The organism is Acrocarpospora macrocephala (assembly GCF_009687865.1).
Lineage (GTDB): Bacteria > Actinomycetota > Actinomycetes > Streptosporangiales > Streptosporangiaceae > Acrocarpospora > Acrocarpospora macrocephala.
The window spans coordinates 95943-120257 of sequence record NZ_BLAE01000029.1 but is presented as its reverse complement, the minus strand read 5'-3'; the positions used below and the strand labels follow the sequence as shown (position 1 = coordinate 120257).

General features: G+C 69.8%; 20 protein-coding genes, 1 other RNA gene and 1 pseudogene. 12 read left to right on the top strand and 10 right to left on the bottom strand.

Annotation, left to right across the window (positions count from 1 at the left end; translation table 11 throughout):
• Window positions 1–70 precede the first annotated feature (70 nt).
• An RNA gene (gene rnpB / locus Amac_RS24865) (RNase P RNA component class A) lies at window positions 71–457 on the bottom strand.
• Between the two features lie 125 nt (window positions 458–582).
• Between rnpB and Amac_RS24860 the strand changes: the two genes are divergently transcribed.
• A complete protein-coding gene (locus Amac_RS24860; RefSeq protein WP_155356800.1) occupies window positions 583–1194 on the top strand; it encodes a GNAT family N-acetyltransferase in 612 nt (203 codons plus the stop codon).
• 167 nt (window positions 1195–1361) lie between these two features.
• On the opposite strand, the gene Amac_RS24855 is transcribed toward Amac_RS24860, so the two are convergent.
• The 3 genes from Amac_RS24855 to Amac_RS24845 are packed head-to-tail and all read right to left on the bottom strand — an operon-like array spanning window position 1362 to window position 4365.
• Window positions 1362–2798, bottom strand: coding sequence for a bifunctional RNase H/acid phosphatase (locus tag Amac_RS24855; RefSeq protein ID WP_246268662.1), 1437 nt, complete (start codon window positions 2796–2798; stop codon window positions 1362–1364).
• The gene (locus Amac_RS24850; RefSeq protein WP_155356798.1) at window positions 2795–3535 is read right to left on the bottom strand and encodes a zinc ribbon domain-containing protein; all 741 of its coding nucleotides are present in this window, start codon (window positions 3533–3535) and stop codon (window positions 2795–2797) included. The genes Amac_RS24855 and Amac_RS24850 overlap by 4 nt, the downstream gene beginning before the upstream one ends.
• Window positions 3536–3537: 2 nt before the next feature.
• Window positions 3538–4365: a Nif3-like dinuclear metal center hexameric protein gene (locus Amac_RS24845; RefSeq protein ID WP_246268661.1), complete on the bottom strand. Its 828-nt coding sequence runs from the start codon at window positions 4363–4365 to the stop codon at window positions 3538–3540.
• Between the two features lie 108 nt (window positions 4366–4473).
• Between Amac_RS24845 and Amac_RS24840 the strand changes: the two genes are divergently transcribed.
• From Amac_RS24840 to menC, 4 genes are read left to right on the top strand one after another with little or no spacing between them, the layout of a single operon-like run.
• Entirely contained in the window at window positions 4474–5511 is a 1038-nt protein-coding gene (locus tag Amac_RS24840) for a dipeptidase (protein WP_155356797.1), read from the top strand.
• Window positions 5508–6629, top strand: a complete 1122-nt coding sequence (locus Amac_RS24835; protein ID WP_246268660.1) for a M20 family metallopeptidase — start codon at window positions 5508–5510, stop codon at window positions 6627–6629. The genes Amac_RS24840 and Amac_RS24835 overlap by 4 nt, the downstream gene beginning before the upstream one ends.
• Before the next feature lie 5 nt (window positions 6630–6634).
• Window positions 6635–7441, top strand: coding sequence for a GNAT family N-acetyltransferase (locus tag Amac_RS24830; protein ID WP_246268659.1), 807 nt, complete (start codon window positions 6635–6637; stop codon window positions 7439–7441).
• A complete protein-coding gene (menC, locus tag Amac_RS24825; RefSeq protein WP_155356795.1) occupies window positions 7438–8541 on the top strand; it encodes an o-succinylbenzoate synthase in 1104 nt (367 codons plus the stop codon). The genes Amac_RS24830 and menC overlap by 4 nt, the downstream gene beginning before the upstream one ends.
• On the opposite strand, the gene Amac_RS24820 is transcribed toward menC, so the two are convergent.
• Entirely contained in the window at window positions 8518–9978 is a 1461-nt protein-coding gene (locus tag Amac_RS24820) for an AMP-binding protein (RefSeq protein WP_155356794.1), read from the bottom strand. The genes menC and Amac_RS24820 overlap by 24 nt on opposite strands.
• A 174-nt stretch (window positions 9979–10152) precedes the next feature.
• Here Amac_RS24820 and Amac_RS24815 point away from each other — a divergent pair, with 174 nt between their 5' ends.
• Together Amac_RS24815 and Amac_RS24810 are read left to right on the top strand one after the other, a co-directional pair.
• Window positions 10153–11496 carry a sensor histidine kinase gene (locus tag Amac_RS24815; RefSeq protein ID WP_246268658.1) on the top strand — a complete coding sequence of 448 codons (1344 nt, stop codon included), beginning with the start codon at window positions 10153–10155 and terminating at the stop codon, window positions 11494–11496.
• Between the two features lie 21 nt (window positions 11497–11517).
• Window positions 11518–12108, top strand: coding sequence for a TetR/AcrR family transcriptional regulator (locus tag Amac_RS24810; protein WP_246268657.1), 591 nt, complete (start codon window positions 11518–11520; stop codon window positions 12106–12108).
• On the opposite strand, the gene Amac_RS24805 is transcribed toward Amac_RS24810, so the two are convergent.
• Both Amac_RS24805 and Amac_RS24800 read right to left on the bottom strand, forming a co-directional pair.
• Entirely contained in the window at window positions 12103–13677 is a 1575-nt protein-coding gene (locus Amac_RS24805) for a thiamine pyrophosphate-binding protein (protein ID WP_155356827.1), read from the bottom strand. The genes Amac_RS24810 and Amac_RS24805 overlap by 6 nt on opposite strands.
• Before the next feature lie 129 nt (window positions 13678–13806).
• The gene (locus tag Amac_RS24800; protein WP_170322628.1) at window positions 13807–14718 is read right to left on the bottom strand and encodes a 2-hydroxyacid dehydrogenase; all 912 of its coding nucleotides are present in this window, start codon (window positions 14716–14718) and stop codon (window positions 13807–13809) included.
• 282 nt (window positions 14719–15000) lie between these two features.
• On the opposite strand from Amac_RS24800, the gene Amac_RS24795 reads away from it, so the two are divergent.
• Genes Amac_RS24795 through Amac_RS24775 form a run of 5 tightly spaced genes read left to right on the top strand, consistent with a single transcriptional unit; the run spans window position 15001 to window position 20594 of the window.
• Window positions 15001–16839: an SCO2524 family protein gene (locus Amac_RS24795; protein ID WP_155356792.1), complete on the top strand. Its 1839-nt coding sequence runs from the start codon at window positions 15001–15003 to the stop codon at window positions 16837–16839.
• Window positions 16840–16841: 2 nt separating this feature from the next.
• Window positions 16842–17756, top strand: coding sequence for an SCO2523 family variant P-loop protein (locus Amac_RS24790; RefSeq protein ID WP_155356791.1), 915 nt, complete (start codon window positions 16842–16844; stop codon window positions 17754–17756).
• On the top strand, window positions 17753–18697 hold the full coding sequence (locus Amac_RS24785) for an SCO2522 family protein (RefSeq protein ID WP_155356790.1): 945 nt from the start codon (window positions 17753–17755) through the stop codon (window positions 18695–18697). Before Amac_RS24790 ends, Amac_RS24785 begins: the two co-directional genes overlap by 4 nt.
• 22 nt (window positions 18698–18719) lie before the next feature.
• The gene (locus Amac_RS24780; protein WP_155356789.1) at window positions 18720–19637 is read left to right on the top strand and encodes an SCO2521 family protein; all 918 of its coding nucleotides are present in this window, start codon (window positions 18720–18722) and stop codon (window positions 19635–19637) included.
• Between the two features lie 3 nt (window positions 19638–19640).
• Entirely contained in the window at window positions 19641–20594 is a 954-nt protein-coding gene (locus Amac_RS24775) for a DUF6879 family protein (protein WP_155356788.1), read from the top strand.
• Here the strand turns inward: Amac_RS24775 and Amac_RS24770 are convergent.
• The 3 genes and pseudogenes from Amac_RS24770 to Amac_RS58015 all read right to left on the bottom strand — a co-directional run.
• Entirely contained in the window at window positions 20554–21747 is a 1194-nt protein-coding gene (locus Amac_RS24770) for an NAD(P)/FAD-dependent oxidoreductase (protein WP_170322627.1), read from the bottom strand. The genes Amac_RS24775 and Amac_RS24770 overlap by 41 nt on opposite strands.
• 137 nt (window positions 21748–21884) lie before the next feature.
• Complete coding sequence (locus Amac_RS24765; RefSeq protein WP_246268656.1) at window positions 21885–23933, bottom strand: acetate--CoA ligase family protein; 2049 nt, start codon at window positions 23931–23933, stop codon at window positions 21885–21887.
• A 3-nt stretch (window positions 23934–23936) separates the two neighbouring features.
• Window positions 23937–24275: pseudogene (locus tag Amac_RS58015) on the bottom strand (CoA-binding protein); the annotation flags it as partial.
• Window positions 24276–24315 lie beyond the last annotated feature (40 nt).

The following is a 24315-nucleotide window of genomic DNA, read 5'->3' as shown; positions in this document are numbered from 1 at the left end:
AGCCAGGCTGACGTGGGTGATGACTTCTGGATCATGAGGAGCCGAAAGGCCCGTCTCCGGGGCTTAAAGGCGGACGAGTCGGCCTGTAGGCCGGGTTTTGTAGGTTGGGTAACCTGACGGCCATCCATCTAGGGCCACGATTGCTCGTGGTCTCAAGCGGTCTACCCGCGCGGCGTTGGGCGGGCAGCCCTCGAGTGTCGCGCGCGGAATGCCCGTGGGCATTCCTTCTTGACCTTGCTCCGGGTGGGGTTTACCTAGCCGCCCACGTCGCCGTGGGCGCTGGTGGTCTCTTACACCACCGTTTCACCCTTACCCCCTCGGTGAGGGGGCGGTTTGTTTTCTGTGGCACTGTCCCGCGGGTCGCCCCGGGTCGGTGTTACCGACCACCCTGCCCTGTGGAGCCCGGACCTTCCTCGGCGAGGTGCGAAGACCTCGACGCGGCCGTCCGGCCGGCTCGTCCGCCGTACGACCAGCCTAGTGGCGTCTCAAGTGAGCACCAACCATCCAGCAAGTAGGTCGCGGTCGAATGTCACGAACGGGCGGCCCGCGCGGGCGCCACGAACGAGGGGTACTGGGGGGAAAATGACGAACAAGCATCCGGGGGATGGGCGTCCGCCGCGGGGGCCGCGGTCGGTACGGGGGGCTCAGCCGGTACGGGGGACGCAGCCGTCGCCGCGGGTTCTGCGGACCGAGGTCGGCGGGGTTGAGCTGATCACGCGGCCGATGACGGTGGGCGACGCGGGGGCGGTCCGGGAGATGCACGAGCGGTGTTCGCCGGAGAGCCTGCGGTTCCGGTATTTCGGGCCGGTGCCGCGGTTGAGCGATCGGGTGATCGGGCTGTTCACGAATCCGGCGAAAGGGGTGACGTTCGTGACCCATATCGCCGGGGGTGAGCGGGTTGTGGCGATGAGCAATCTGATGGATCTCGCCGCCGGGGAGGCCGAGTTGGCCTTTCTGGTGGAGGACGAGTGGCAGGGGCGGGGGCTCGGCCGGATGCTGTTACGGCATCTCCTGAGCGTCGCGCCCAGCCGCCGGATCCGCGATCTGACCGCCACTGTGTACGCGACGAACTACCGCATGCTCGCCCTGTTCAAAGCGGCGGGCGCCGTGGTGCCGAGGGCGGCGGGGGCGGTTCTGGATCTGCGGGTACCGCTCGATGGTGATCAGCTCGGCGCATATGAGCCGTGTCGGTGATAAGCACCTCAGAAACAGGCGAACCCTTCGTTTAACAACCTGAGTATGCCCAGAACGCGTGAGCCCTGTGGTTGGACCCACGCGGACATGCTCCGAACGGGTGGCCCAAGTCGTTGAACGCGCGCCAGCACGCGTAGAACGTCCGACGTTCGGCGGCACGCGTATGTTCAGTCCAGGTGGGCGGTGTCGTTGAAGGTGCGGAGTACGGCTGGGCCGTCGTCGTAGTAGTCGATGATCGACAGGCAGGCCAGGTCGAGGTGCATGCGGTAGAGCGCTTCGGGTGGGGCGTTCAGTGCGAAGCGGACGAGTAGTTTGATCGGGGTCACGTGGGACACCATCAGGACGGTTTTGCCCTGGTGGTCCGTGAGGACGCGGTCGCGGGCACGTTCTACCCGGTGTGCCGCTTCGGTGAAGCTTTCGCCGCCGGGTGGGGCGATGGCCGGGTCGGCGAGCCAGGCGGCCAGTTCGTGTGGCCATCGTTCCTGGATCTCGGCGAACGTGTGCCCTTCCCAGGCGCCGAAATCGGCCTCTCTGAGGCCTTTGTCAACGCGCACGGGTAGTCCGATCCGGGTTCCGACCGCTTCGGCGGTCTGCCGCGCGCGGGTCAGTGGCGAGCTCACGATCGCCTCGATCCGGTACGGCTCCCGCGCCAGCCGCGCCGCCACCGCCTCCGCCTGCGCCATTCCGGTAGGGGTTAGCGAAGGATCACCGGTCCCGGAGAATCGCTTCTCGATCGACAGCGGCGTCTGCCCATGCCGCAGCAACAACAATGACGTCGCCACGCGCGACGCACGCCCCCAGCCCAGACCGCTCCGCCCGGCCGGTCGGCTGGCGTCTCCGACCCACCCGTCACCGGACGCGGCCTCAGCCGAAGCATGGCCATTCCCTCGCACCGAGTGCCCATCGGAGCGGCTGCCGGGTTCCCCCGAAACCGCGTGGCCAGCGGTGCGGTTGCCGGGTTCCCCCGAAACCGAAGCCGAGGTCGAAACCGAGGTCAAAGCCGAAGCCGAGGTCGAAGCGGAAGAGGTCGAAGCGGAAGGCGAGGTCGAAGTCGAAGTCGAGGTCGAGGTCGAGGTCGAGGTCGATCGGCCTGAGTTGTTCGGTCCTTCCGAGCGGATTGTCGTGGCGTGGGACACGGTCGTGCTGGCCGAATGCCCGCCCGAGGAAATCGTCGTGGATTGCCAGGTTTCGCCCCGAGCGGCCGCGTCCATGGCCTCGTTGGCGAGGCGGTCGGCGTGGCTGTTGCGCTCGCGCGGAATCCACTTCCAGGTGACCCGAAGGCGGTGGGCCAGAGCCTGAGCTTCGAGAGCGAGAGGACGCAGACCCTCGTTCTTGATCTTCCAGCGGCCCGCCATCTGCTCGATGACGAGTTTGGAGTCCATCCGCGCCTCGACCGTACGCCCCTCGCCACCAAGATCGAGAACGGCCTGCAGAGCAGCGATCAGCCCCCGATACTCGGCGACATTGTTGGTCGCGACGCCGATCGACGCGGCGGCCTCGGCCAGCACGTCACCCGACGGATCGCGCACGACCGCCCCATACCCGGCGGGCCCAGGGTTCCCCCGGGAACCCCCGTCGGCCTCGCAGACGTAGTCGACGCTCACAGTCCAGACTCGGGTGTGCGGACGAGGATGCGTCGGCATTCCTCGCAGCGGACGACCTCGTCGGGCGCGGCGGTCCTGATCTGGTTGAGGTCGGCGATGGAGAGCGTGGTCCGGCAACCCTGGCAGCGCCCGCCCTGAAGCATGGCCGCCCCGACGCCGGAGGATTCGCGCAGCTTCTCGTACAGCTTGAACAGGTCGGCGGGGATCTCGGCGGCCAGGACGCCGCGGCGGTCGCGGACCTCGCCGGCCTCCTTGTCGATCTCGGCGAAGGCCTCGTCGCGGCGGGCCTCGGCCACCGAGAGGGTGGCGGTGAGCTCGTCGCGTTCAGCGCGCAGGTCGGCGACCTTGGTGTCGGCGGCCTCGCGGCGTTCCATGATCTCCAGCACGACCTCCTCCAGGTCGCCCTGGCGGCGGTGCAGCGAGGTGATCTCGGACTGCAGGCTGGCCAGATCCTTGGGCGAGGAGACCTGCCCGGAGTCCAGGCGCTTGCGATCGCGTTCGGCGCGCAGCCGGACCGCGTCCACGTCGGATTCGGCCTTGGTCTGGTCCCTGGCGAGGTCGGCCGCCTCGGTCTCGGCGGCGATGATCTGGGTGGAGACCTGGGCGAGCTTCTTGGACTGCTCCTCGATCCCGGCCAGCTCGGGGAGCGTGCGGCGGCGATGCCGGAGCCGGTCGAGAGCCGCATCGCGCTCAGCCAGGTCGAGGAGACGCTTCTGTGCTTCCGGTGCAGCCTTCATCCCTATCCTCGCTGTGCTGTTGTGGTCCAGGCGTCCGTGACCGTGTCGGAGACGCGCGCCTCAACACTAATACCCTTCGCCGCCAGGGCGGACGTCAGCCGCTCTCCCGCTTCGGCCAGCCAGGGCCACTCGGTGGCCCAGTGCGCGGCGTCGATGAGGGCGGGGCCGCCGGACTCCACGTATTCGCTGGCCGGGTGGTGCCGGAGGTCGGCGGTGAGGAAGACGTCGACGCCGGCGGCGCGAGCCGTACCGAGCAGGGAGTCGCCGGAGCCGCCGCTGACGGCGACGACCTTGACCAGGCGGTCCAGGTCGCCGGCGACGCGCAGGCCGCCGGCGGTGCGGGGCAGGCCCTGGGCGGCGAGGGCGGCGAACTTGGCCAGGGTCATGGAGACGGGGAGGACGCCGACGCGGCCGAGGCCGAGGCCGGGGACGGCGATCGGGCTGAGCGGCCGGTACGGCGGGTAGAGGCCGACGGCGCGGGCGAGGGCGTCGGAGACGCCGGGGTCGGCCACGTCGGCGTTGGTGTGGGCGGTGTAGAGGGCGCAGTCGTTCTTGATCAGGCGGTGGATGAGGCGGCCTTTGGCGGTGTCGGCCGCGACCGAAGTGGTGCCTCGCAGGTAGAGGGGGTGGTGGGTGACGATGAGGTCGGCGTGCCACTCCAGGGCCTCGTCGACGACGGCCGCCACCGGGTCCACCGCGAACACGATCCTGCGCACGACCTGGCCGGGATCCCCGCAGACCAGGCCCACCGCGTCCCAGGGCTCGGCGTGGGCCGGGTCGTAGGCGTGCTCCAGTGTCTCGATCACTGTCGCGAGTGTGGTCTCCGTCACGGATGGGAGGGTACCGGGAATGCGGACGCGCGACGTCCGGCAGACCACCTTCGCCGGACGCCTCCCGGCGGGGTAACGTCCGGGTACACGATCCCGTGAGGAGTTCAGGTGCCTGCTGACCTGCATCGCGACGCCGTCGTCGCGGACGCGCACAACGACCTGCTGATGGCCGTGTCGGCCCGGCCGCCGGAGCTGTGGGCCTCGTTCTTCCGCGAACGCTGGCTCCCCCAGCTGACCGAGGGCGGCGTGAACCTGCAGGTCCTGCCGGTGTTCATCGACGGCCAGTATCGGCCAGAGGGCGCGCTCCGGCAGACCCTGCGCATGATCGAATGCGCGCACACCCTCGCCGAGGGCAACCCCGACGCCGTACGGCTCTGCGTCGACGGCCCCCAGATCGACCAGGCCCTGGCCGACGGCCGGATCGCCCTGGTCCTGGCCATGGAGAGCATGCCGGGCATCGACGCCAGCGTGGAACTGGTGCCGACGCTGCACCGGCTGGGCGTCCGGGTCGCCTCGATCGCCCACTGGGGCCGCACTCCCCTCGCCGACGGCAGCGGCCAGGACGCCACCGGATCCCGCCTGACCAGCCAGGGCGTCGAAACCCTCCAGACCATGGAGCGGCTCGGGGTCCTTTTCGACGTCTCCCACCTCAGCGCCTCCGGCGTCGGGCACGTGCTCGAACTGGCCACCCGGCCCGTGCTGGCCACCCACTCCTCCGCCCGCGCCCTGCGCGACCACCACCGCAACCTCACCGACGACCAGCTGCGCGGCATCGCCGCGACCGGGGGCGTCGTCTGCGTGAACTTCCTGGCGGCCTTCCTGGCGGTGGAGGCGAGATCCGTCACCATCGACCACCTGGTGGACCACATCGAGCACGTCGTGTCCATCGCCGGCATCGACCACGTCGGCCTGGGCCCCGATTTCATCCGCGAGGTCTTCACCGACCTCACCCCGCCCTGCTGCGAGCCCGGCTCCTTCAGCGGCCTGGACGTGGAGGCGTGCATCCCCGACCTGGACGGCCCGCGCGGCCTGCCCCTGGTGACCGAGGCGCTGGCCAAGCACGGCTTCGCCGACGAGGAGATCCGCAAGATCGTCGGTGGCAACCTGCACCGCCTCTTCCTGGCCGAACTCGGGGTGGGCCGGTGAGAACGGAGTCGCCCGAGCTGGCCGGGATCCTCGCCGATCTGGCCGAGCTGGTCTGCTGCGAGTCGTTCTCCAGCGACCACGAGGCGCTGGCGCGCAGCGCCAAGACGGTCGCGGAGGTCGGCCGCCGCTCGCTCGGCGTGGCGCCGGAGACCCTGGTGATCGACGGCGTCCCGCACCTGCGCTGGGTGTTCGGCGAGCCGAAGGTCCTGCTGCTCGGCCACCACGACACCGTCTGGCCGACGGGCACGATCCACCGGATCCCGTGGAGCGTGACCGACGGCGTCGCCCGGGGCCCCGGCGTGTTCGACATGAAGGCCGGGCTGGTGCTGATCTTCCACGCGCTGGCCGCGCTGCCCTCCCTGGAGGGTGTCGCCGTGCTGATCGTGGGCGACGAGGAGCTCGGCTCGCCCACCTCGCAGCCGCTGATCGAGGACACCGCCCGCGGCCTGGCGGCCACGTTCGTGACCGAGGCGGGCGGCGAGAACGGCGCCCTCAAAATCGCCCGTAAGGGCATTTCGCGGTACGAGCTGCTCATCCACGGCCGCGCCGCCCACGCCGGTCTCGAACCGGAGAAGGGCGTCAACGCCGGAGTCGAGCTGGCCCACCAGATCCTGGCCATCACCGAGATCGCCAGCGCGGTCGAGTCGTCCTCCCAGGCGGGCCTGCTGTCGGTGACCCCGACCCTGGCCTCGGCCGGGACCAGCACCAACACGATCCCGGCCCTGGCCCGGGTGGCGGTGGACGTCCGGGTGCCCGACCTGGCCTCCCAGCTCCGGGTGGACGAGCTCATGCGCGCGCTCACCCCGCGAACCCCCGGCGCGAGCCTGGAACTGCAGGGCGGCCCGAACCGTCCCCCGTTCGACGCCAACTCCTCCGTGGACCTGTTCGCCAAGGCGGTCCACCTCGCGGCCGAGCTCGGCCTGCCGCCGCTGACGGGCGTCTCGGTGGGCGGCGGCTCGGACGGCAACTTCACCGCCGGAGTCGGCTGCCCGACCCTGGACGGCCTCGGCGCGGTCGGCGGCGGCGCGCACGCGGACGATGAGCACGTCCTGGTGAACCGCCTGCCGGAACGCGCCCGCCTGCTGACGGCCCTGATCGAATCGGTGCTGGCGCGATGACCCCGATGACTCCGGAAACCGCAGCTGCCGCGGCGGCGCGAAAGGCAGGCGTCGAACTCCGCGAACTTCAGGAAATTTCCGACTTCGAACGCGTTTTCCGCCTGTACGACGACATCTGGCACCCTGATCCGCTGAACGCCCCCGTCAGCGTGGAGATGATGCGTGCCCTCTCCCACGCCGGGAACTACGTCGCCGGGGCATTCGACGGCGACGACCTGGTCGGCGCGTCCGTCGCGTTCCTGTCGGCCCCCATCGGCGAGTCCCTGCACTCGCACGTCACCGGCGCGGTCAAGAAGGGCGCCGGCCACGCCCTCAAACTGCACCAGCGCGCCTGGGCCCTGGCCCGCGGCCTCACCACGGTGACCTGGACCTTCGACCCCCTCGTCCGCCGCAACGCCTACTTCAACCTGGCCAAACTCGGGGCCAGGCCGGAGGAGTACCTGCGCGAGTTCTACGGCCAGATGGCCGACGAGGTGAACGCCGGGGACGAGTCCGACCGGGTGCTGGCGGTGTGGCGGCTGACCTCGCCGCAGGCGCTGACGGCGGCGTCGGGCCGGCCGTACCAGCCGGAGGTGCCGGAGAGCGCGTGCCGAGGGCTGATCGCGGTGGAGGGGAGACCGGTGGCCCGGGTCGCGGCGGAGCGGGTGGTACTGGTGGAATTGCCGGAGGATATCGAGGCGATCCGGCGGGCCGATCCGGGCGCGGCCAAGGCGTGGCGGCTGGCCGTCCGGGATGTGCTGGGCGGGATGATGGACGAGGGCGCGACGGTGACCGGGTTCGCGCGCGGGGGCTACGTGGTGGAGCGAGCATGAAGATCACCGGGGTGGAGCTGCGGCGGATCGCGATGCCGCTGGTGGCGCCGTTCCGCACGTCGTTCGGGACCGAGCACGCGCGCGAGGTCCTGCTGGTGCGGGTGGTCACGCCGGAGGCGGAGGGCTGGGCGGAGTGCGTGGCGATGGCCGAGCCGCTCTACTCGCCGGAGTACGCGGACGGCGCGGCCGACGTGATGCGCCGCTTCATGGTGCCCGCCCTGACCGCAAGGCCGCACGTGGACGCGTACGCGGTGGGCCGGGTGCTGGAACCGATCAAGGGCCACCGGATGGCCAAGGCCGCGCTGGAGACCGCCGTCCTGGACGCGCAGCTCCGCGCGGCCGGGGAGTCGTTCGCGACGTTCCTGGGCGCGTCGGCCGTCCGGGTGCCGTGCGGCGTCTCGGTCGGGATCATGGACTCCATCCCGGAGCTGCTCGGCGTGGTGGACGGCTACCTGGCCGAGGGCTACGTGCGGATCAAGCTGAAGATCGAGCCGGGCTGGGACGTGGAGCCGGTCCGCGCGGTCCGGGAGCGGTTCGGCGACATCCCGCTGCAGGTGGACGCGAACGCTGCCTACTCGCTGCTGGACGCGCCGCAACTGGCCCGGCTGGACCCGTTCGAGCTGCTGCTGATCGAGCAGCCGCTGGCCGACGACGACCTGGTGCAGCACGCCGCGCTGGCCAAGCGGCTGGCGACGCCGATCTGCCTGGACGAGTCGATCGAGTCGGCCGCGCACGCCGCCGCCGCGATCTCGCTGGGCGCGTGCTCGATCGTGAACATCAAGCCGGGCCGGGTGGGCGGCTACCTGGAGGCGCGCCGCATCCACGACCTGTGCCGGGCGCACGGGATCGCGGTCTGGTGCGGCGGCATGCTGGAGACCGGCATCGGCCGGGCGGCCAACGTGGCGCTGGCCGCGCTGCCCGGCTTCACGCTGCCGGGCGACACCTCGGCCTCGCGGCGGTACTACGCCACCGATATCACGCCGCCGTTCGAGCTGCGGGACGGGCATCTGGACGTGCCGACCGGGCCCGGCATCGGGGTGGAGCCGCTCGGGCACGTGCTGGACGCGATCACCACGTCAGTCGAGTGGCTGCCCAGCTAGGTAGTCGGCCCTGACCTTCGAGCGGGAGAGCTTGCCGGTCGGGGTTCTGGGCAGCTCGTCGCGGAACTCGATGACGCGGGGGTGCTTGAAGCGGGCCAGCCGGGGGCGCAGGTGGTCGAGCAGTTCGCCGGGGGTCACGTCGCGGGAGGGCAGGACGAGGGCGACCACGCGGTGGCCCCACTCCTCGTCGGGGACGCCGATGACCGCGACGTCGGCGACCGCCGGGTGCTCCAGCAGGGCGGCTTCGATCTCGGCCGGGTAGATGTTGACGCCGCCGGAGATGATCAGGTCGGTTCTGCGGTCGCGGATGAACAGGTAACCGTCCTCGTCCATGGAGGCGATGTCGCCGGGGGCGTACCAGTCGTCGCGCATGCTGGCGGCGGTTCTGGCGGGGTCCTTGCGGTACTGGAAGGTGCCCAGGATGGACTTGACGTAGAGGAGTCCTGGCTCGCCGCGGGGGACCTCGTCGCCGTTGTCGTCCAGGATCCTCGCCTCGAAGGTGGGGGCCGCGCGGCCGACCGTGCCGGGTCTGGCCAGCCAATCCTGGGGTTTGACGGAGAACGCGATGGCCGACTCGGTGGAGCCGTAGTACTCGTACAGGACCGGGCCCCACCAGTCCATGATCGCTTTCTTGACCGCGATCGGGCAGGCCGCGCCGGTGTGTATCACCTGCCGCAAGCTGGACAGATCATGATTTTTCCGGACTTCGGGAGGGAGGTGGAGCATGCGGTGGAACATGGTCGGGACCATCATGGCGTTGTCCACCCGATAGCGGTCGATCAGGTCCAGGATGGTGTCGGGCTCGAAGCGGGGCGCGATGACGATGGTGTGGCCCATGTTGAGGGCGAAGACCACGTGGGCGCAGGGTGCGGAGTGGTACATGGGCGAGGTCACCAGGTGCACCGCGTCCCCCGGCTGGAGATCGCAGACCTCGCCGAGGAACCAGGCGTAGAGCGGCATGGTCTCCTCGGGGGCCTTGCCGGTGAGGGGCCGCTGCACGCCCTTCGGGAAGCCCGTGGTCCCGGACGTGTACCACATGACCGTCCCATTGGTGCGATCGTCCGGATTTTTCGTGATCTGGCCGTTGGCGAGGGCGGTGACGTCGGCAGGGCCGTACACGACGATTCTGGCGTCGCAGTCGGACAGGATGTAGTCGATCTCGGGGGGCGTGAGGTGCCAGTTGATCGGGACGTAGTACAGCCCGATCTGCCCGGTCGCCAGCAGCATGATCACCGCGTCGACGCCGTTCGGCAGCACGCCCGCCACCACGTCGCCGACCGCCAGCCCCCGGGCGCGCAGACCATGAGAAACCGCGTTGACCCGGGCCAGCAGCTCACCGAAGGACGTCACCGAACCGTCCGCGTCCACCACCGCCCGGCGTTCCGGATGCGCGCCGGCGATCGCGTAGAAGCTGGGCGTCTCGCTGAAATCAAACATCAGAGCTCCAGGAGTCCGCAGGGTTCGGCAAGATCCATTTCCGCTCTAATCAGTAGTTACTTACCCTAACCAGCGCTGGAGCGTTGCTCTAGACGGCACGTTTGCCCTTTTTTGACTCCCGTGAGTGTGCATCGGACCGCGACCTGTGATCACCTGACACACAGGGGGGATCGGTTGAGCAGATGGCACAGCTGGTCGGTGCGGGCCCGGCTGACGCTGATCGCGTGCGCCGTGATGGCGCTGATCTGCTGTGCCGTCACCATCAGCGCCCTCATCGGGGTGCGGGATCTCGCGTACAACTACCAGACCAACCGGGTCGTCAGGGCCGCGCTGAAGACCGTGCACCTGATCAAGCGGGACGTGCTCGACGGCGTCATCCCCGATCAGGGCGTCACCGCCATCCAGGTCGTCAAGCCCGACGGAAAGATCGGCGCGGCCACCCCCAACCTCCTCAACCGGCCGCCGATGGCGGTCTTCCTGCCCGACGAGTCCATCGTCAGGGGCGACCAACTGGTCTGCGACAGCCCCGACTTCCCCGACACCTGCATGATCATGATCGCCTTCCGCGTCTACCAGCCCGACGGCGACTGGATCATCTACGCGGCCGACCCCACCGTGCCCTGGTACGTGGATCCCTGGCTGCTCGCCGCCCTCATCGGCGGCAGCCTGCTCGTGGTGGCCATCACCGGGTACGGCGCCGCCTGGACGATCGCCCGCGCCCTCGCCCCGGTCGACGCGATCAGCGCGGAACTCTCCAACATCACCGCCTCCGACCTCGGCCACCGGGTGCCGGTGCCCAAGTTCAAGGACGAGGTCCGGCGCATGGCCGAGACGGCCAACCAGACGCTGGACCGGCTTGAGGAGGCCGTCGAGCAGCAGCGCCGGTTCGCCTCCGACGCCTCGCACGACCTGCGCAGCCCGCTGACCGCGATGCGGGCCGAGATCGAGGGCGCGATGTTGCACCCCGAGGACGCCGACTGGCCCGGGATCGGGGAGGCGCTGCTGGTCAGCCTGGACCGGCTGCAGGCGCTGGTCACCGATCTGCTCCAGATGGCCAGGCTGGACGCGCGGGCGCTGGGCCGCAGCGACCCGATCAATCTGGGCCGGCTGGCCAGGAGCGAGCTGGACCGGCGGCGGCGCCGGGTAAAGATGATCAAGGATCTGGACGAGCACGTGATGGTGCGCGGCGACCGGCTCCGGCTGGGCCGGCTGATCACCAACCTGGTGGACAACGCCGAGCGGCACGCCAACACCGAGGTCACCGTCCGCGTGTACGGCCGCGACGGGACCGCCGTGCTCGAGGTGATCGACGACGGCGCCGGGATCGCGCCGGACAAGCGGGAGATGGTGTTCCAGCGGTTCACCCGCCTGGACGCGGCCCGCAGCCGCGACGTCGGGGGCACCGGCCTCGGCCTGGCCATCGCCCGGCAGATCGCCGAGACCCACGGCGGCTCCCTCACCATCGAGGACAGCGACAGCGGCGCCCGATTCGTGTTGCGTATCCCGATCGCGCGCTAGGGTTTCGTTGTGGGACGGGGAATGAGCCGCATGCGCCGGGAAGACCTGCTCCGCGTGGCGTGCGAGGTGATCGCGGCACAGGGTTTCGGGCACACGCGCACGGTCGACATCGCCCAGGCGGCCGGGGTGAGCCAGGCGCTGCTCTTCTACCACTTCGAGACCAAGGACAAGCTCTTCGCCCAGGCGTTCGGCTACGCCGCGGAACGCGACCTCGACAACCTGGCCGCCCTGCTGGAGTCGGCGGGCGGCCCGATGGACAAGCTCCGGGCGATGCTCAAGCTCTACTCCCCCGCCGGGAAGTCCAAGTCCTGGGCGCTGTGGATCGACGCGTGGTCGGAGTCGATGCGCAACCAGGCCCTGGAGGACGTGTCCCGGGCGCTGGACCTGCGCTGGAAGGACGCGCTCGCCTCCATCCTGCGGGCGGGGGCGGACGAGGGCGTCTTCAAGTGCCCCGATCCTGAGGGCGCGGCCTGGCGGCTGATGTCGCTCATCGACGGGCTGACCGTGCAGGTCACCGTGCACAAGCGAATGCTCACCCGGGCCCGGCTCTTCGAGCTGGTGCGGATCGCGGCCGCCACCGAACTCGCCCTGGAGCCCGACCAGCTGTCATGACTCGCGGACCACGATCAGCGTGGGGAGCGGGTGTTCCAGGGCGGCCACCAGGGCTTTGAAGAGTTCTTCCGGGGTGTCGGCGCGGCAGGCGGCGATTCCGTACGCGGCGGCCAGCTGGAGCAGGTCGGGGCCGGGCAGGTCCACGGCCACGGGGGTCATGTCCCGCCGGAGCATCTCCTCGCGGATCTCGCCGAAGCCCCCGTTGTCGGACACCACGATGGGCAGGCTCAGCTTCTCGTCCACGGCGGTGGCCAGGTCCTGCACGCAGAACTGGAGGGCGCCGTCGCCGGTCAGCACGACGGCCGGGCGGTCGGGGCAGCCCAGCTTGGCGCCGATGGCGGCGGGCAGCGCGTAGCCGAGCGTGCCGTACCCCGAGGGGAACAGCAGCCGCGCGGGGGGATCGAGGGCCAGGCTGAGCAGCGCGCCGTGGTAGACGATCATCGAGTTGTCGCCGACCACGATGGCGTCCGGCGGCAGCGCCCGGCCGAGCGCCTCCAGGGCGGGCTCCCAGCGTCCGGCCAGCCCGGCCAGCTCCCGCGCCAGGTCGGGCGCCGGGGCGCGGGCTCCGTCGCGCGGGCCCACCCGATCGAGCAATCCCTGGAGCGCGAGCGCCGCGTCGGCCACCACGGGCACGTCGGCCACGTGGTCGCCGTACATCTGCCCGGGGTCCACGTCCACCCGGATCAGCCGGCCCGCCAGGGCGAAGTCCTCGACCCACAGGTCGGAAGGGCCCAGCTCGGTGCCCACCGCCAGCACCACGTCGCAGTCGGCCAGCCACCGCCGGGCCCCGGCCAGGTGCAACATCGCGCCGAGCACGAGCGGATGGCTCTCCGGCACCACGCCCTTGCCGTTGGCCGTGGTGACGATCCGCGCCCCGGCCCGCTCCGCCAGCCGCAGCGCCAGCGCCCCCGCGTCCTGCCCCGGCGGGCGCTGCACGCCCCCGCCCAGCACGATCCCCGGCCGCGCGGCCCCCCGCAGCAGCCGCGCCGCCGCGTCCAGCGCGGCCGGATCAGGCTCCCGCGACCCGATCCGGTACGGCTCCGCGAGCTTCGCCGGCCCTTCCGCGTCGAGCAGATCATGCGGGATCTCGATGTGCACCGGCCGCGGCCGCCCCTCGGCGAACGAGCCGAACGCCCTGGCCACGGCCGCCGGGATCTCCCGGATCGAGCTCACCCGGTGACTCCACGCGCACAACGCCTGGAACGCCCCCGACTGGTCCTTGCTCTCGTGCAGGTAGCCGCGCCCCAGCCGGGGATGGTCGGTCGGCACCCCCGGCGAGATCAGCAGCAGCGGGATCGAGTCCGAGTACGCCTGCGCCAGCGCGGTCGCCGCGTTGAGCGCCCCGGGACCGGTCGTGGTCAGCACCACGCCGGGTCGGCCGGTGCTGCGCGCGTATCCGTCGGCGGCGTATCCGGCGCCCTGCTCATGCCGGGGAGTGACCAGCCGCACGCCCCGCGCGGCCAGCGCCGCGTAGATCGGAACGTTGTGCGTGCCGGGAATGCCGAAGACGAGTTCCACCCCATGGAGAGACAGAGCCTCGACGAGTACGCCCGCCCCCGTCGCCGTCACATCCACCCCAATCCAGATAGCTCACCCGAAGCGGGCCTCTCAGGAATATGGCTGGTTCATCTCCATCGTATATTTACCCGACCGTGACCCGACAAGGTCATCTCCGTTTTGGAAAGCCGAAATCCGGGCTTACTGGCCGACCGCCATGTTCTCGTCCGGCGCGTTGTCCAGCGCCCGGAGCACGGACCGGACCGCCTGGTCCACCATCGCCGCCATCGACTGCCGGGTGTGCGCCGCGACGTGCGCGGTCCACAGCAGCCGGGGCCCGAACTCCCGCATCAGGGCGGCATTTACGGATTCATCGCGGTAATGCCCGTCAATCGCGGCGACCGCGATCGTGCCGTCCCGGAGCGCATTTCCCAGCGCCACCGGTTCGACCAGCGCGGCCCGAGCGGTATTGATGAGAATTGACCCTTCTTTCATCCGGGCGAATACCGAAGTATCAATGATATTCACCGTGCTCGGGGTCTCCGGCAGCAGGACCACGAGAATGTCCGACCAGGCGGCCAGGTCGGGCAGGGTGCGGTAGGTCAGGTCGAGGCTGGTCTCGGCCAGTTTCCTGGTCCGGCTGTAGTAGGAGACCTCGCAGCCGATCGTGAGCAGCAGCCCGGCCAGCCGGCTGCCGATCGAGCCGAGGCCGACGATGCCGACGCGCTGCGCGGACAGCTCGCTGGGCATGGGCACGGCCGCGGACCACTGCGGCGGATAGCGCTCGTCCAGCCGGTTCCGGATGCCGAGGTTGGCGTAGATGATCTGGCCCAGGGTGAAGACCGCGACCGCGTCGGGCCGCCGCGCGGGGGTCCAGGTGACCCGCAGGCCGCGCTCCTTGGCGGCGTCCACGTCCACGAAGCTCTCGTAGCCGATGCCCATGAAGGCCACGATCTTCAGCGATTCCGCGGTGCTCAGGGCGTCGCCGGAGGCGTATTCCTCGCCGCCGTGCAGGTAGGCGACCGCGTCCCGGAGCTCGGCCTTGAGCTCGGCGGGAGAGAGGAGTTTCGGCCGGGCGACAATACTATTTCCGGCCTCTTCCAATGGGCGCAACAGAGTCAGGTCGATTCCCGAACCAGTGACAAGAATCTTACCTGTATGGGCCATGATGTGTCTTTCGAGCGCATTTGTCGGATTTGACGAACGGCCTCCTCTGGTCTAAGGATACGCCGGTCGGCAGCCCAGTGTAGAACCTCCAGAACTCTTTCCACTCCCGCGGAATTCCTGGGTAGTGTCGTTGTTAGTGGCCCATTCGCTGGGCGACAATGGCACTCGCTCCATGTCAACGCAAAAGCCGTCGCCGGGGGCCGCGGCATCGTCGCACAGGGGGATCGCGTGAAACTCCAGCCACGCCAGCAACTCCTGGAGATCTGGGAAGCCGCCGCCCGGGCCTCCTCCCAAGGCAAGGAGTGGCGCTGGGGCGGGCGGCAAGGCTCCAATTCCATCTCCGACGCCGAGCAATTGTTGTGCTTCATGTATCCGGCCTCGGAACTGCCCGAGTTCCGCCTGGACACGCCCGACGCGACCTCCGACGACGTGCTCGAAGCCCTGGCCGCCATCGGGGACAGCGTCGAGATCCCGAAGCGGCTGCTCACCCTGCTCGACGCGTACCTGACCACCTACTCCGACAAGGACGGCCGGCCGCTCTTCGGCGGGGACAGCTACTTCCTGCCGAACGAGCCCGGCGAGGAGATCACCAGCGAGCAGCGCGCGCTGGACGTGGTCGACTCCTACTCGATGAGCGTCACGCTGATGCTCGGCACCCTGGGCTTCCTCAAGGTGTTCCGGCGCAGCGTCACCCGCCAGGACATCCGCGCGAAGATCAGCGATCTGGAGTCCCGGGCGAACGTCCGGCTGTCGGCCGCCATGGTGGGCCTGCTGCGCAGCTTCACCATCAACGTCTTCGAGCCGGGCTCGCCGCAGGGCCAGGCGCTGCTGCGCACCGCCAACCAGGCCAAGGTGCACGACCGGCGGGTCCACGACGATCTGCAGAAGTCCCTGGAGGAGGTCAGGGCCGGGCTGCGCGACCTGACCATCGGCTCCGGCTCCCAGGTGGACCTGGACAACCCCAACCTGCTCTTCGAATGCGGCTGGGCCTGGGGCGTGGTGAAGAACGCGCCCGAGGTGGTCACCGACCTGAAGGTCGGGGAGCAGCCCAAGGGCGTGGCCCCCGAGGTGCCGTACCTCTACTTCACCGCCAACGCCCTGGTGGGCGTCGTGGACCTGTGGTCGGAGCGGACCCGCGTGCTCGGCCTGCTCGACGACGACCAGCAGCAGCTGGCCAACGCCCTGCAGCGCCGCTGGGACATCACCCAGAACTACTGGCGCACCGTGGCCACCTTCGGCAAGGACCGCTGGCCGCTGGAGGACATCCCCTGGCGGACCACCGACGGCAAGGAGTCCGACTACTACAGCCTCGGCGTCACCGCCATGGTGGTGCAGTATCTGGTCCGCACCCGGGCCGGCGACGTCGACCTCAGCCGGGTCGCCGGAGTCCTGGAAGAGCTGGCCAGAAGCGCCCGCATCACCCGCCGCCCGGTGGAGAACGACCTCAGCGCCGTCGCGCTGCACCACCCCGGCGTCAAGGTCACCCTGCTCGGCAGCGAGGAGCTGGGCCCGCAGCTGATCTGGCAGGTCGCCGACTTCGCCATCACGCTGCTCAAGCGCACCATCTGGGTGGCCACCATCACCCAGAGCAACCGGACCAGAGAGCGCCTGCACAGCCTGGCCGACCAGATCTGGGCCCACATCCAGCAACGCCAGTTCACCCACCAGCAGGTCAAGGGCCTGTGGGACAACCCGGCCGGCGCCTTCGACGACGTCGGCGACGAGCAGACCCAGGTGTCGTGGTACTTCACCGAGCGCATCGTCGAGTTCCTGGTGACCCTGGCCCTGACCTCGCGCGAGTCACCGCTGCGCAGCCAGCAGCTGGTCGAGCTGGCGGGCGAGATGCTGGCCGAGGCCGAGCACCTGCTCAACCGGGAGCAGGTCATCAGGCCGGTCCGGGCCCGGCTGGGCGCGAGCTCCACCATCACCACCATCGCCACCCGGCTGAACCGGGCCAGGAAGATCATGGGTGAGCGCCCGGCCAGCGCGGCAGCCCTGATCAACCAGTCCCTGCTCGAACTCGACCAGCTCGCCGCCGCCCGAGAGAACGCCTCGGAGGCGATGTAACGATGCTCGTGTTCGCCATCTCCGACAAGGGTGGCACCGGACGGTCGGTGACCAGCAGCAACATCGTCTATCGGCGGGCGCTGCAGGGCCAGGACGTCTGCTATCTGGACTTCGACTTCGGCTCCCCCACGGTCGGCGCGATCTTCCGGGTCAGCACGGCCTCCCGGGGCACCACCAAGGGCGGCATGCATCGCTACCTGGAAGGCGAGATCCCCGAACCCACCCGGATCGACGTGTGGACCGAGTCGGACCGCGACGCGATCCGCGCCAAGCCCGCCGGAGCCGGGCAGATGGTGCTCCTCCCCGGCGACGAGGGCGGCGGCGAGTTCGCCACCTTCGACGGGGAGATGCTCAAACGCTGCGTCCGGCTGTTCGCCGGCCTGCACGAGCAGTTCGACCTGATCATGGTGGACCTGAGCGCGGGCCGTTCCTTCGCCGCCCATCTGGCCCTGGCCGCCACCGCCCAGCTGCCCCGCATCCCCGCCCGCTGGCTGGTCTTCCACCGCTGGACCCGGCAGCACATCATCGCCGCCAACGGCCTGGTCCGGGGCGACCACGGGCTGCTGGACGTGGGCGTGGAGCACGGCCACGACCGGGACGCGCTGATCGACCGGATCAGGTTCGTCCGCACCGCCGTGCTGGAACTGGGCTCCGGCGACTTCGCCCACCTGCGCCCGGCCCAGCGCTCCTGGCTGAACGAGATCGACCGGGAGCTGCGCGAGCTGGCCACCAGGCACGGCGTCGGCCTCACCACCATGCTCGGCAAGGTCCCGCTCGACCCGGTGCTGCAGTGGCGGGAGCAGCTGATCTCCGACGATGACGTGGCCGGCACCGAGATCGCCAATCCGGAGACCGTGTTCGCCTTCGACGACCTGGCCAAGAAGATCGTCGACGACACCGCGTGGGAGGGCCTGTGACGTCCTTCAGCGAAGTCACGGCGGAACGCCAGATCAAGTCGGGGCCGCTGTCCCACGTCTCGGTCGAGCTCGGCCACCTCTACATGGAGGACTTCCAGGCCGGCCCCGACCGGCTGCGCCGGCAGTTCGCCGCGGTGGCGCCCTGGCTGGAGACCGTACGCCGCAGCTGGCAGAGCCGCACGCCCGGCGGGCGGGCCAGGATCAGCACCTGCTTCCTGATCGACGACTACTTCAGCCGGTTCAGCACGCCCAGCGAGCTGGTGCCCATGATCCTGACGGCGGCCGCCGAGAACGACCTGGTCATCGATTATCTGGCCAGGGAGTCGGCGTGCGCGGAGGCGGACGGGGTGAAGCTGGCCAAGCTGGTGGAGGACCGGCTGGTGCCCGATCCGCCGCCGGGCACCCGGGGCTGGCGCCCGCCCACCCACGAGACGGGCTGGCTGGCCAACGGGACCCGCTCGCCGGTCGCCGGTTCCGGCCAGGCGATGAAGACGGCGGTGCGGTGGGAGGCGCCCACCCAGAACGCCAAGCGCGGGCACTCCATCTTCGTGGACGTCGAGCTGTGGAACGACGACAGCCGGGGGCGCACCTGGTCGTGCCCGTTCCTGGCCGCGGTGTGGCAGCTGCTACGGCTCGGGCTGCTGCGCAACGAGGGGCAGCTGCCGGTGCAGCCGGTGGCGGTCGACGGAGGATTTCCCACGAGCTGGGACAATCTTCCGCCGGTGGTGAAGTTGAACTCGTCGGCTACGCCGTTCAGCGCGTACACGACCCTGTCCGTTCTGTCGACCCGGTTCCTGCAGGTGGAGCTGGCTGTGCGTACGATTCTCAGCCAGGTCTCGGTGGACGAGGAAGTCCTCAAGCAGGTGCTCAGCCGGAGCTCCGACGAGGACCTGCGGCTCGAAGAAGAGCTGGTCGATCGCATCTCCTACGTATTTCTCTAGGCCATCCTCGGTCGGGGGCGACATGCTGATCATGGGAGAAGTCCGTACCGGTCTGCTGCAGAACTCGGCGGAGATCGAGGAGCGGGATCACCAGGCGGTGCTCGGGCTGCTCGCCGGGGAGCGGGTGCGGATGTCCCGGCGGCCGATCGTGTACGCGGTCTCGCCCGACCTGCTCACCGGCGTGGACTGCCGCCTGCCGTCAGCCTCCCGCGCCCGCATCCGCGGGGTCGGCACGGTGGTCTCCCGGTCGTCGATCACCGGCGGCCGGGTGCTGCAGGGCTCGTCGTACGTCCGGGTAACGCGCGGCGAGGTCAACTACCGGCTGCCCTGGTCGCACTACCTGGCCAGGCCCGGCGTGGTCGAGGTGCTGGGCAAGGTGTCCGGGCCCGACGTGGCCGACGGGTTCCTGGCCTTCGGCGCGCCCGGCGAGCACCTGGACCTGGGCTCGGTCAGCGACCGGTTCATGGACGTGGTCCAGGAGTCGCCGGTGCTGGATCTGCGCGCGCCGTTCCGCAGCAACCGGACCCGGCTGCGCTGGGTGGCCGAGACCGGCGAGCCCGGCGTGCACTTCACGCTCGGCGAAGGCCAGGAGCGCACGCTCAAAGTCACCCACCAGGGAGAGTTCTCTCCCGCCGTCGTGGACCTGTGTGAGGATCTCGCGCTGCACGACTGGCTGCTGACCACCCTGTTGACCATCGTCCAGAGGGCCCGCATCGGCGGCGCCTCCCGTCCCGAGGTGTCGGCCCGGCTCGCCCCGGCCGTCGACACGCTGCTGCACCTGTGGATGCCCGGGGCGAGGATCCATCCGTCGCTGGCCGCGCTGTGGGAGAGCCTGGAACGCACGCCCGGCTTCTCCCGGCAGTGGCAGTCCCTCGTCGAACGAATCCGCGACCAGCTCGCGGTCAACACTCTGGCCCTCCTGCGCGAGACAAACGGATGATATATGGCCGACCGGAAGTCGAAGTTCGATGTAGATTCGCTCAACCCCTCGTTCGTGAAGATCCTCATCAGCTTCGTCTTCGGCGGCATCGTCTGGGGCATTTCCGAGCTGTTCCAGGGCGGGGGTCTCGGCGTCAACGACATGTGGAGCATCCTCATCTCGTTGTTCGCGGCGTCGGCGGCGTTCGTCGCGCAGCATCTGATCGCGGTGGAGAAACAGAACGACGCCGTCCGGCAGGAATTGCGTGACGGGCTGTCCAGGATCGATGAGGCGACCGAGCTGTTCGGCCTGGTGGAGGCGTCGGCGGTGCAGATCGACCTGGTGACGCAGCTGGTGCGCAACGCCACGGGGGTGGACAAGGAAATGCCGCCGCTGATCCAGAAGTTCGCGCAGTCCGAGATCGAGCGCATCTCCACCCTGCTGCGCGAACTGGGCGAGGGCGACGTCACCTACGAGGGCGAGGACCGGGACTGGCTGCTCGGCCTGGCCAGGAACGTGGAGCACAGCATCGACGCGCTCAGCCTGGCCGTGGTGGACCAGGGTCCGGGCGAGTTCGACGGCGGGTTCTGGATCACCGACGCCGGGCAGCGCTACCTGGAGATCCAGCGGGAGCGCGCCAAGGCCGGGGTCACGATCCGCCGCATCTTCTACGTCGACACCCCCGAGCGCGTGCGATCGGAGACATTTCAGCAGATCAGCAGGATGCATGTCGCGGCGGGCGTGGACGTGCGGGTGCTCACCGCGAGCCAGCTCACCTCGGCGCTCGGCGTGGACGACTTCATCGTCTTCGACGGCGTGGTCAGCTACGAGATCATGGCGTCCAACACGCTGTCGGTGGGTGAGCTGGTCACCCACACGTTCGTACGCACCCTGCTGATCCTGGAGCGGCCCCGGGTGCGGCAGCGGATCGAGCGGTTCAGAGAGCTGTGGGAGCTGGCGACAGCGCTGGATCGGTGAAGTCCCGATCCGGGCTGCAGATCCTCATCCGCTCCTGGAACTCCGGATCGGCGGTCCGGCCGTGGATCAGGTCGGTCACCATCTCCGCCGTCACCGGGGCCAGCGTCACGCCGAGGCCGGAGTGGCCGGTCGCGGCGAGCAGGCGCTGGTGCTCGTCCACGTAGCCGATGATCGGGACGTGGTCCGGGCTGGCCGGGCGCAGCCCCGCCCAGTGCCGCTCCAGCGCCCAGTCGGCGGTGGCCGGCATCACCGTGCTGGTCCAGGAGCGGATGTCGCGCAGGCCCTTGTCGGTGGGCGTGTCGTCGAAGACGTTCTCCTCGTACGTCACGCCGACGGCGACCCGGCCGTCGTGGCGGGGCACCAGGTAGGGGTAGCCGCGCTCGTCGCCGCAGTCGATCTCGGCGAAGACGTGGTGGTCGAGCGGGTAGCCGGTGACGCCCGGCGGGCGCAGGTCGAACGCCTCACCCTTGATCGGGAAGATCAGGTCGGCGAGCTTCGGCAGCAGCGTGCCGCTCAGGTATCCGGCGGCGACCACGACCGTGCCCGCCTGGATCACCGAGCCGTCGGCCAGCACCACCTCGGCGGCGGCCGGACCCGAGTCGACCCGGACCGCGCGGGTGTTCAGCCGGAGCGTGACCGAGGAGCGGCCGATCGCGCGGCGCAGCGCGACCATCAGCTCGCGCGGGTCCAGTGCGAGCTCCTCGTGCAGCAGGAACGCGCCCACCACCCGGTCGCTCAGCAGCGGCTCCAGGTCCCGCGCCTCGGCGGCGGTGAGCTGGCGGACCTCGAACGGCGCCTCAAGCCAGCGCGGCAGCACCTCGCTGAGCAGCCGGTCCATCTCCTGGCGGTCCAGCGCGACCTGGATGTCGCCGCCGCCGAGCACGTTCACCTCGACGCCGGACTCCTTCCTGAGCCGGCCCAGCCATGGCTCGTAGAGGTCGCGGCTACGGCGGATGACACTGCTCAGCGGTCCCAGGCAGGCGGTCTCGGTCTGGGTGAGAATGCCACCCATGGCCGCGTCGGAGGCGCCGAGGCCGAGGTCCTCCGCAGCGTCCACGAGGATCACGCTGCGGCCCTCAGAGCTGAGGTCGTAGGCGATCGCACTGCCGATCACTCCGCCACCGATGATGGCGACGTCGCAAATCTCTGGCACAAGCGACTCCAGGCTTTACCGGGTTGAATTCAGACTAGGCGCAGCCTGGCCTCAGGCATATAAGCAAGGCGCAGAGACTATGGGGGCGGCGCGGCCCGGGTCGAGATTAGCGCGAATCGCCGCGTCCAGCCGCCCCTTTACGGGTCGCGGAGTGTTGCAAGAAGATCAAGGGCAAAGCTGTCCCCTGGCCTTGCCAGTAGCGGGTTGAGTTCCACTCCGGAAAGCTCGGGATGGGCCGCGAGCACCTGCCCCACCGCCACCACCGCCCGTGCGACCGCGTCCCGGTCGCATGGCGGCGCGCCCCGCCAGCCGTCCAGCATCCGGGCCGCCTTCGTCCGGCCGATCAGCCGCAACGCCCCCTCATGATCGAGCGGCCCAAGCGCGGTCGCCGTATCAGCGACCAGCTCAGCCAGCACTCCCCCACTCCCCACCGTGACCAGCACCCCCACCTCCCGATCTCGGTACGCCCCGACAATGAGCTCCACCCCTCCCCCCACCTGCCGCTCCACCCAAAACCCGGCCAGCTCCAGCCGCCTGCCCAGCTCCTCAGCCCGCTCGCGTACGGCTCCCGCCGACGTGAGCCCCAGCACGACCCCACCCACCTCGGTCTTGTGCACAGGCCCAACAGCCTTGAGCACCACCGCCCCACCCAGCCAAGCCGCCAACCGCGCGGCCTCATCGGCCGTGGCAGCGAATCCCCCTTCGGGAAACACCAAACCTCTGGCGACCAACTCCGCCCGAATGGGGTCAACTCCGCCGACCGAACCAATATCACCGGTCCCGCTGGGTACCGGACCCACGCCAGTGGCTCCCACGCACGGCAAGCCACCGCCAGCGGGCTCCTGACGTGCCGGACCGATTCCAGCGACTCTCTCGGGCGCCAGACCACTGCCAGCGTGTTCTTGATGTGCCGGACCGATCCCTGCGGCTCCCACGCGTGCCAATCCACCGTCAGCGGGTTCCTGATGTGCCGGACCGATCCCAGTGACCCTCTCGGACGCCAGACCACTGCCAGCGTGTTCTTGATGTGCCGGACCGATCCCCGCGGCTCCCACGCGTGCCAATCCACCATCAGCGGGTTCCTGACGTGCCGGACCGATCCCAGTGACCCTCTCGGACGCCAGACCACTGCCAGCGTGTTCCTCATGTACCGGACCGATCCCAGTGGCTGCCTCCGGTGCCGGACGAGTGTCGTGGGCTTCCGCGGGTGTCGGGTTCGATGTTGGGCGGATTCCCTCGTTCGCGTGGAAAGTCGCGGCGAGGGCGTTGATGGGGTCGTCGATCGTGTCGAAGACGGGGATGCCGCCGCGGCGAAGCACGTCGGTCGTGGGGCCGTCGGTTCGCATGGTGTGCACCAGGCATCGGCCGCCGGGGAGGTCACGTGCGGCGGCTTCTTCGATGTTGCGGAGCGCCGGGCTGTCGGCCGCGTAAGCCCCGAAATATCCGGTTAAAAGGACCACGTCGACGTCGGCGGCGACCGCGTGGGCCACACGCGGATATATCCCGAGATCGGCTTCACCGGCCCCTGCGAGGTCGATGGGGTTGGCCAGTCCCGCATCCGCCGGGAGCATCTTCGCGAGCACTTCGATGGTCTCTTGGGACAGTGCGGGCACCTCAAGTCCCGCGCGTTCGGCGAACTCGGCCGCCAGCGCGCCCTGCCCGCCGCTGTCGGCCACCACGGCCAGGCGCGGCTTCGTCGAAGGGAGGCCGGCCAGGCAGATCTGGGCGGCGTGGACCGCCTGGGCCGGGGTGTGGACGCGGATGACACCGGCCGCGTCGCAGAGCGCGTTCACCGCCGTGTCGGGGGTGGCGAGGGCGCCGGTGTGGGAGTTGATCGCGCGTTCGCCCGCCGCCGAGCCCCCGACGGCCAGCAGGATGACGCGTTTGCCGAGCGCCCTGGCCTGGTCGGCGAGGGTGATGAGGGATCGTCCGAGGGACAGGTCCTCCAGGTAGAGAATGACGACCCGGGTGTTGGGTGCGGTGATGACCGGGTCGAGCAGGTCCGCGGTAGTGAGGTCGGCTTGGGCCCCGACGGACACGAAACGGGAGAGGCCGAGGCCCGCGCGAGTGGCCAGGTAGCCGATTTCGAGGCCGACCGAGCCACTCTGGGAAACCACGCCAATCGGGCCCGGAGTCAGGGAACCCCAGGTGAGGGCGAGGTCGGTGGCGCCGTCATACACACCCATGCAGGTGGGACCAAGCAGACGTGCCCCAGCTGCGCGGACGCGGGCGGCCAGGGCCGCGTGACCGCCGGGATAGGCACGGTCGACCCCGGCAGTGATGCCAACGAGATAACGCGCACCTGCCGAAAGCGCGTCCTCAACTACGGCTTCATACGAAGCGGGCGGCGTGACAATCGCCACCAGTTCCGGAAATCTCGGAAGATCGGAAAGCTGCCGATAGGCACGCTGGCCTTGAACCCGCCCAACCCGGCCATTGATCAGATACACCTCTCGACGACCGACCCCACGCAACGCACCCTTGGCCAGCCAGTAACCCCATTTGGCCGGATCATCCGACGCACCCACCACCGCGACAGAACAGGGGTCAAACAGACCGTTCACGCGC

Bases quoted from the DNA above. Each gene is read 5' to 3' on its own strand.
- Amac_RS24775 (WP_155356788.1), top strand. From the start codon at position 19,641: ATGGCCGACCGGAAGTCGAAGTTCGATGTAGATTCGCTCAACCCCTCG.
- menC (WP_155356795.1), top strand. From the start codon at position 7,438: ATGAAGATCACCGGGGTGGAGCTGCGGCGGATCGCGATGCCGCTGGTG.
- Amac_RS24860 (WP_155356800.1), top strand. From the start codon at position 583: ATGACGAACAAGCATCCGGGGGATGGGCGTCCGCCGCGGGGGCCGCGG.
- Amac_RS24780 (WP_155356789.1), top strand. From the start codon at position 18,720: ATGCTGATCATGGGAGAAGTCCGTACCGGTCTGCTGCAGAACTCGGCG.
- Amac_RS24810 (WP_246268657.1), top strand. From the start codon at position 11,518: ATGAGCCGCATGCGCCGGGAAGACCTGCTCCGCGTGGCGTGCGAGGTG.
- Amac_RS24820 (WP_155356794.1), bottom strand. From the start codon at position 9,978: ATGTTTGATTTCAGCGAGACGCCCAGCTTCTACGCGATCGCCGGCGCG.
- Amac_RS24765 (WP_246268656.1), bottom strand. From the start codon at position 23,933: ATGGGTGTGTATGACGGCGCCACCGACCTCGCCCTCACCTGGGGTTCC.
- Amac_RS24830 (WP_246268659.1), top strand. From the start codon at position 6,635: ATGACTCCGGAAACCGCAGCTGCCGCGGCGGCGCGAAAGGCAGGCGTC.
- Amac_RS24850 (WP_155356798.1), bottom strand. From the start codon at position 3,535: ATGAAGGCTGCACCGGAAGCACAGAAGCGTCTCCTCGACCTGGCTGAG.
- Amac_RS24790 (WP_155356791.1), top strand. From the start codon at position 16,842: ATGCTCGTGTTCGCCATCTCCGACAAGGGTGGCACCGGACGGTCGGTG.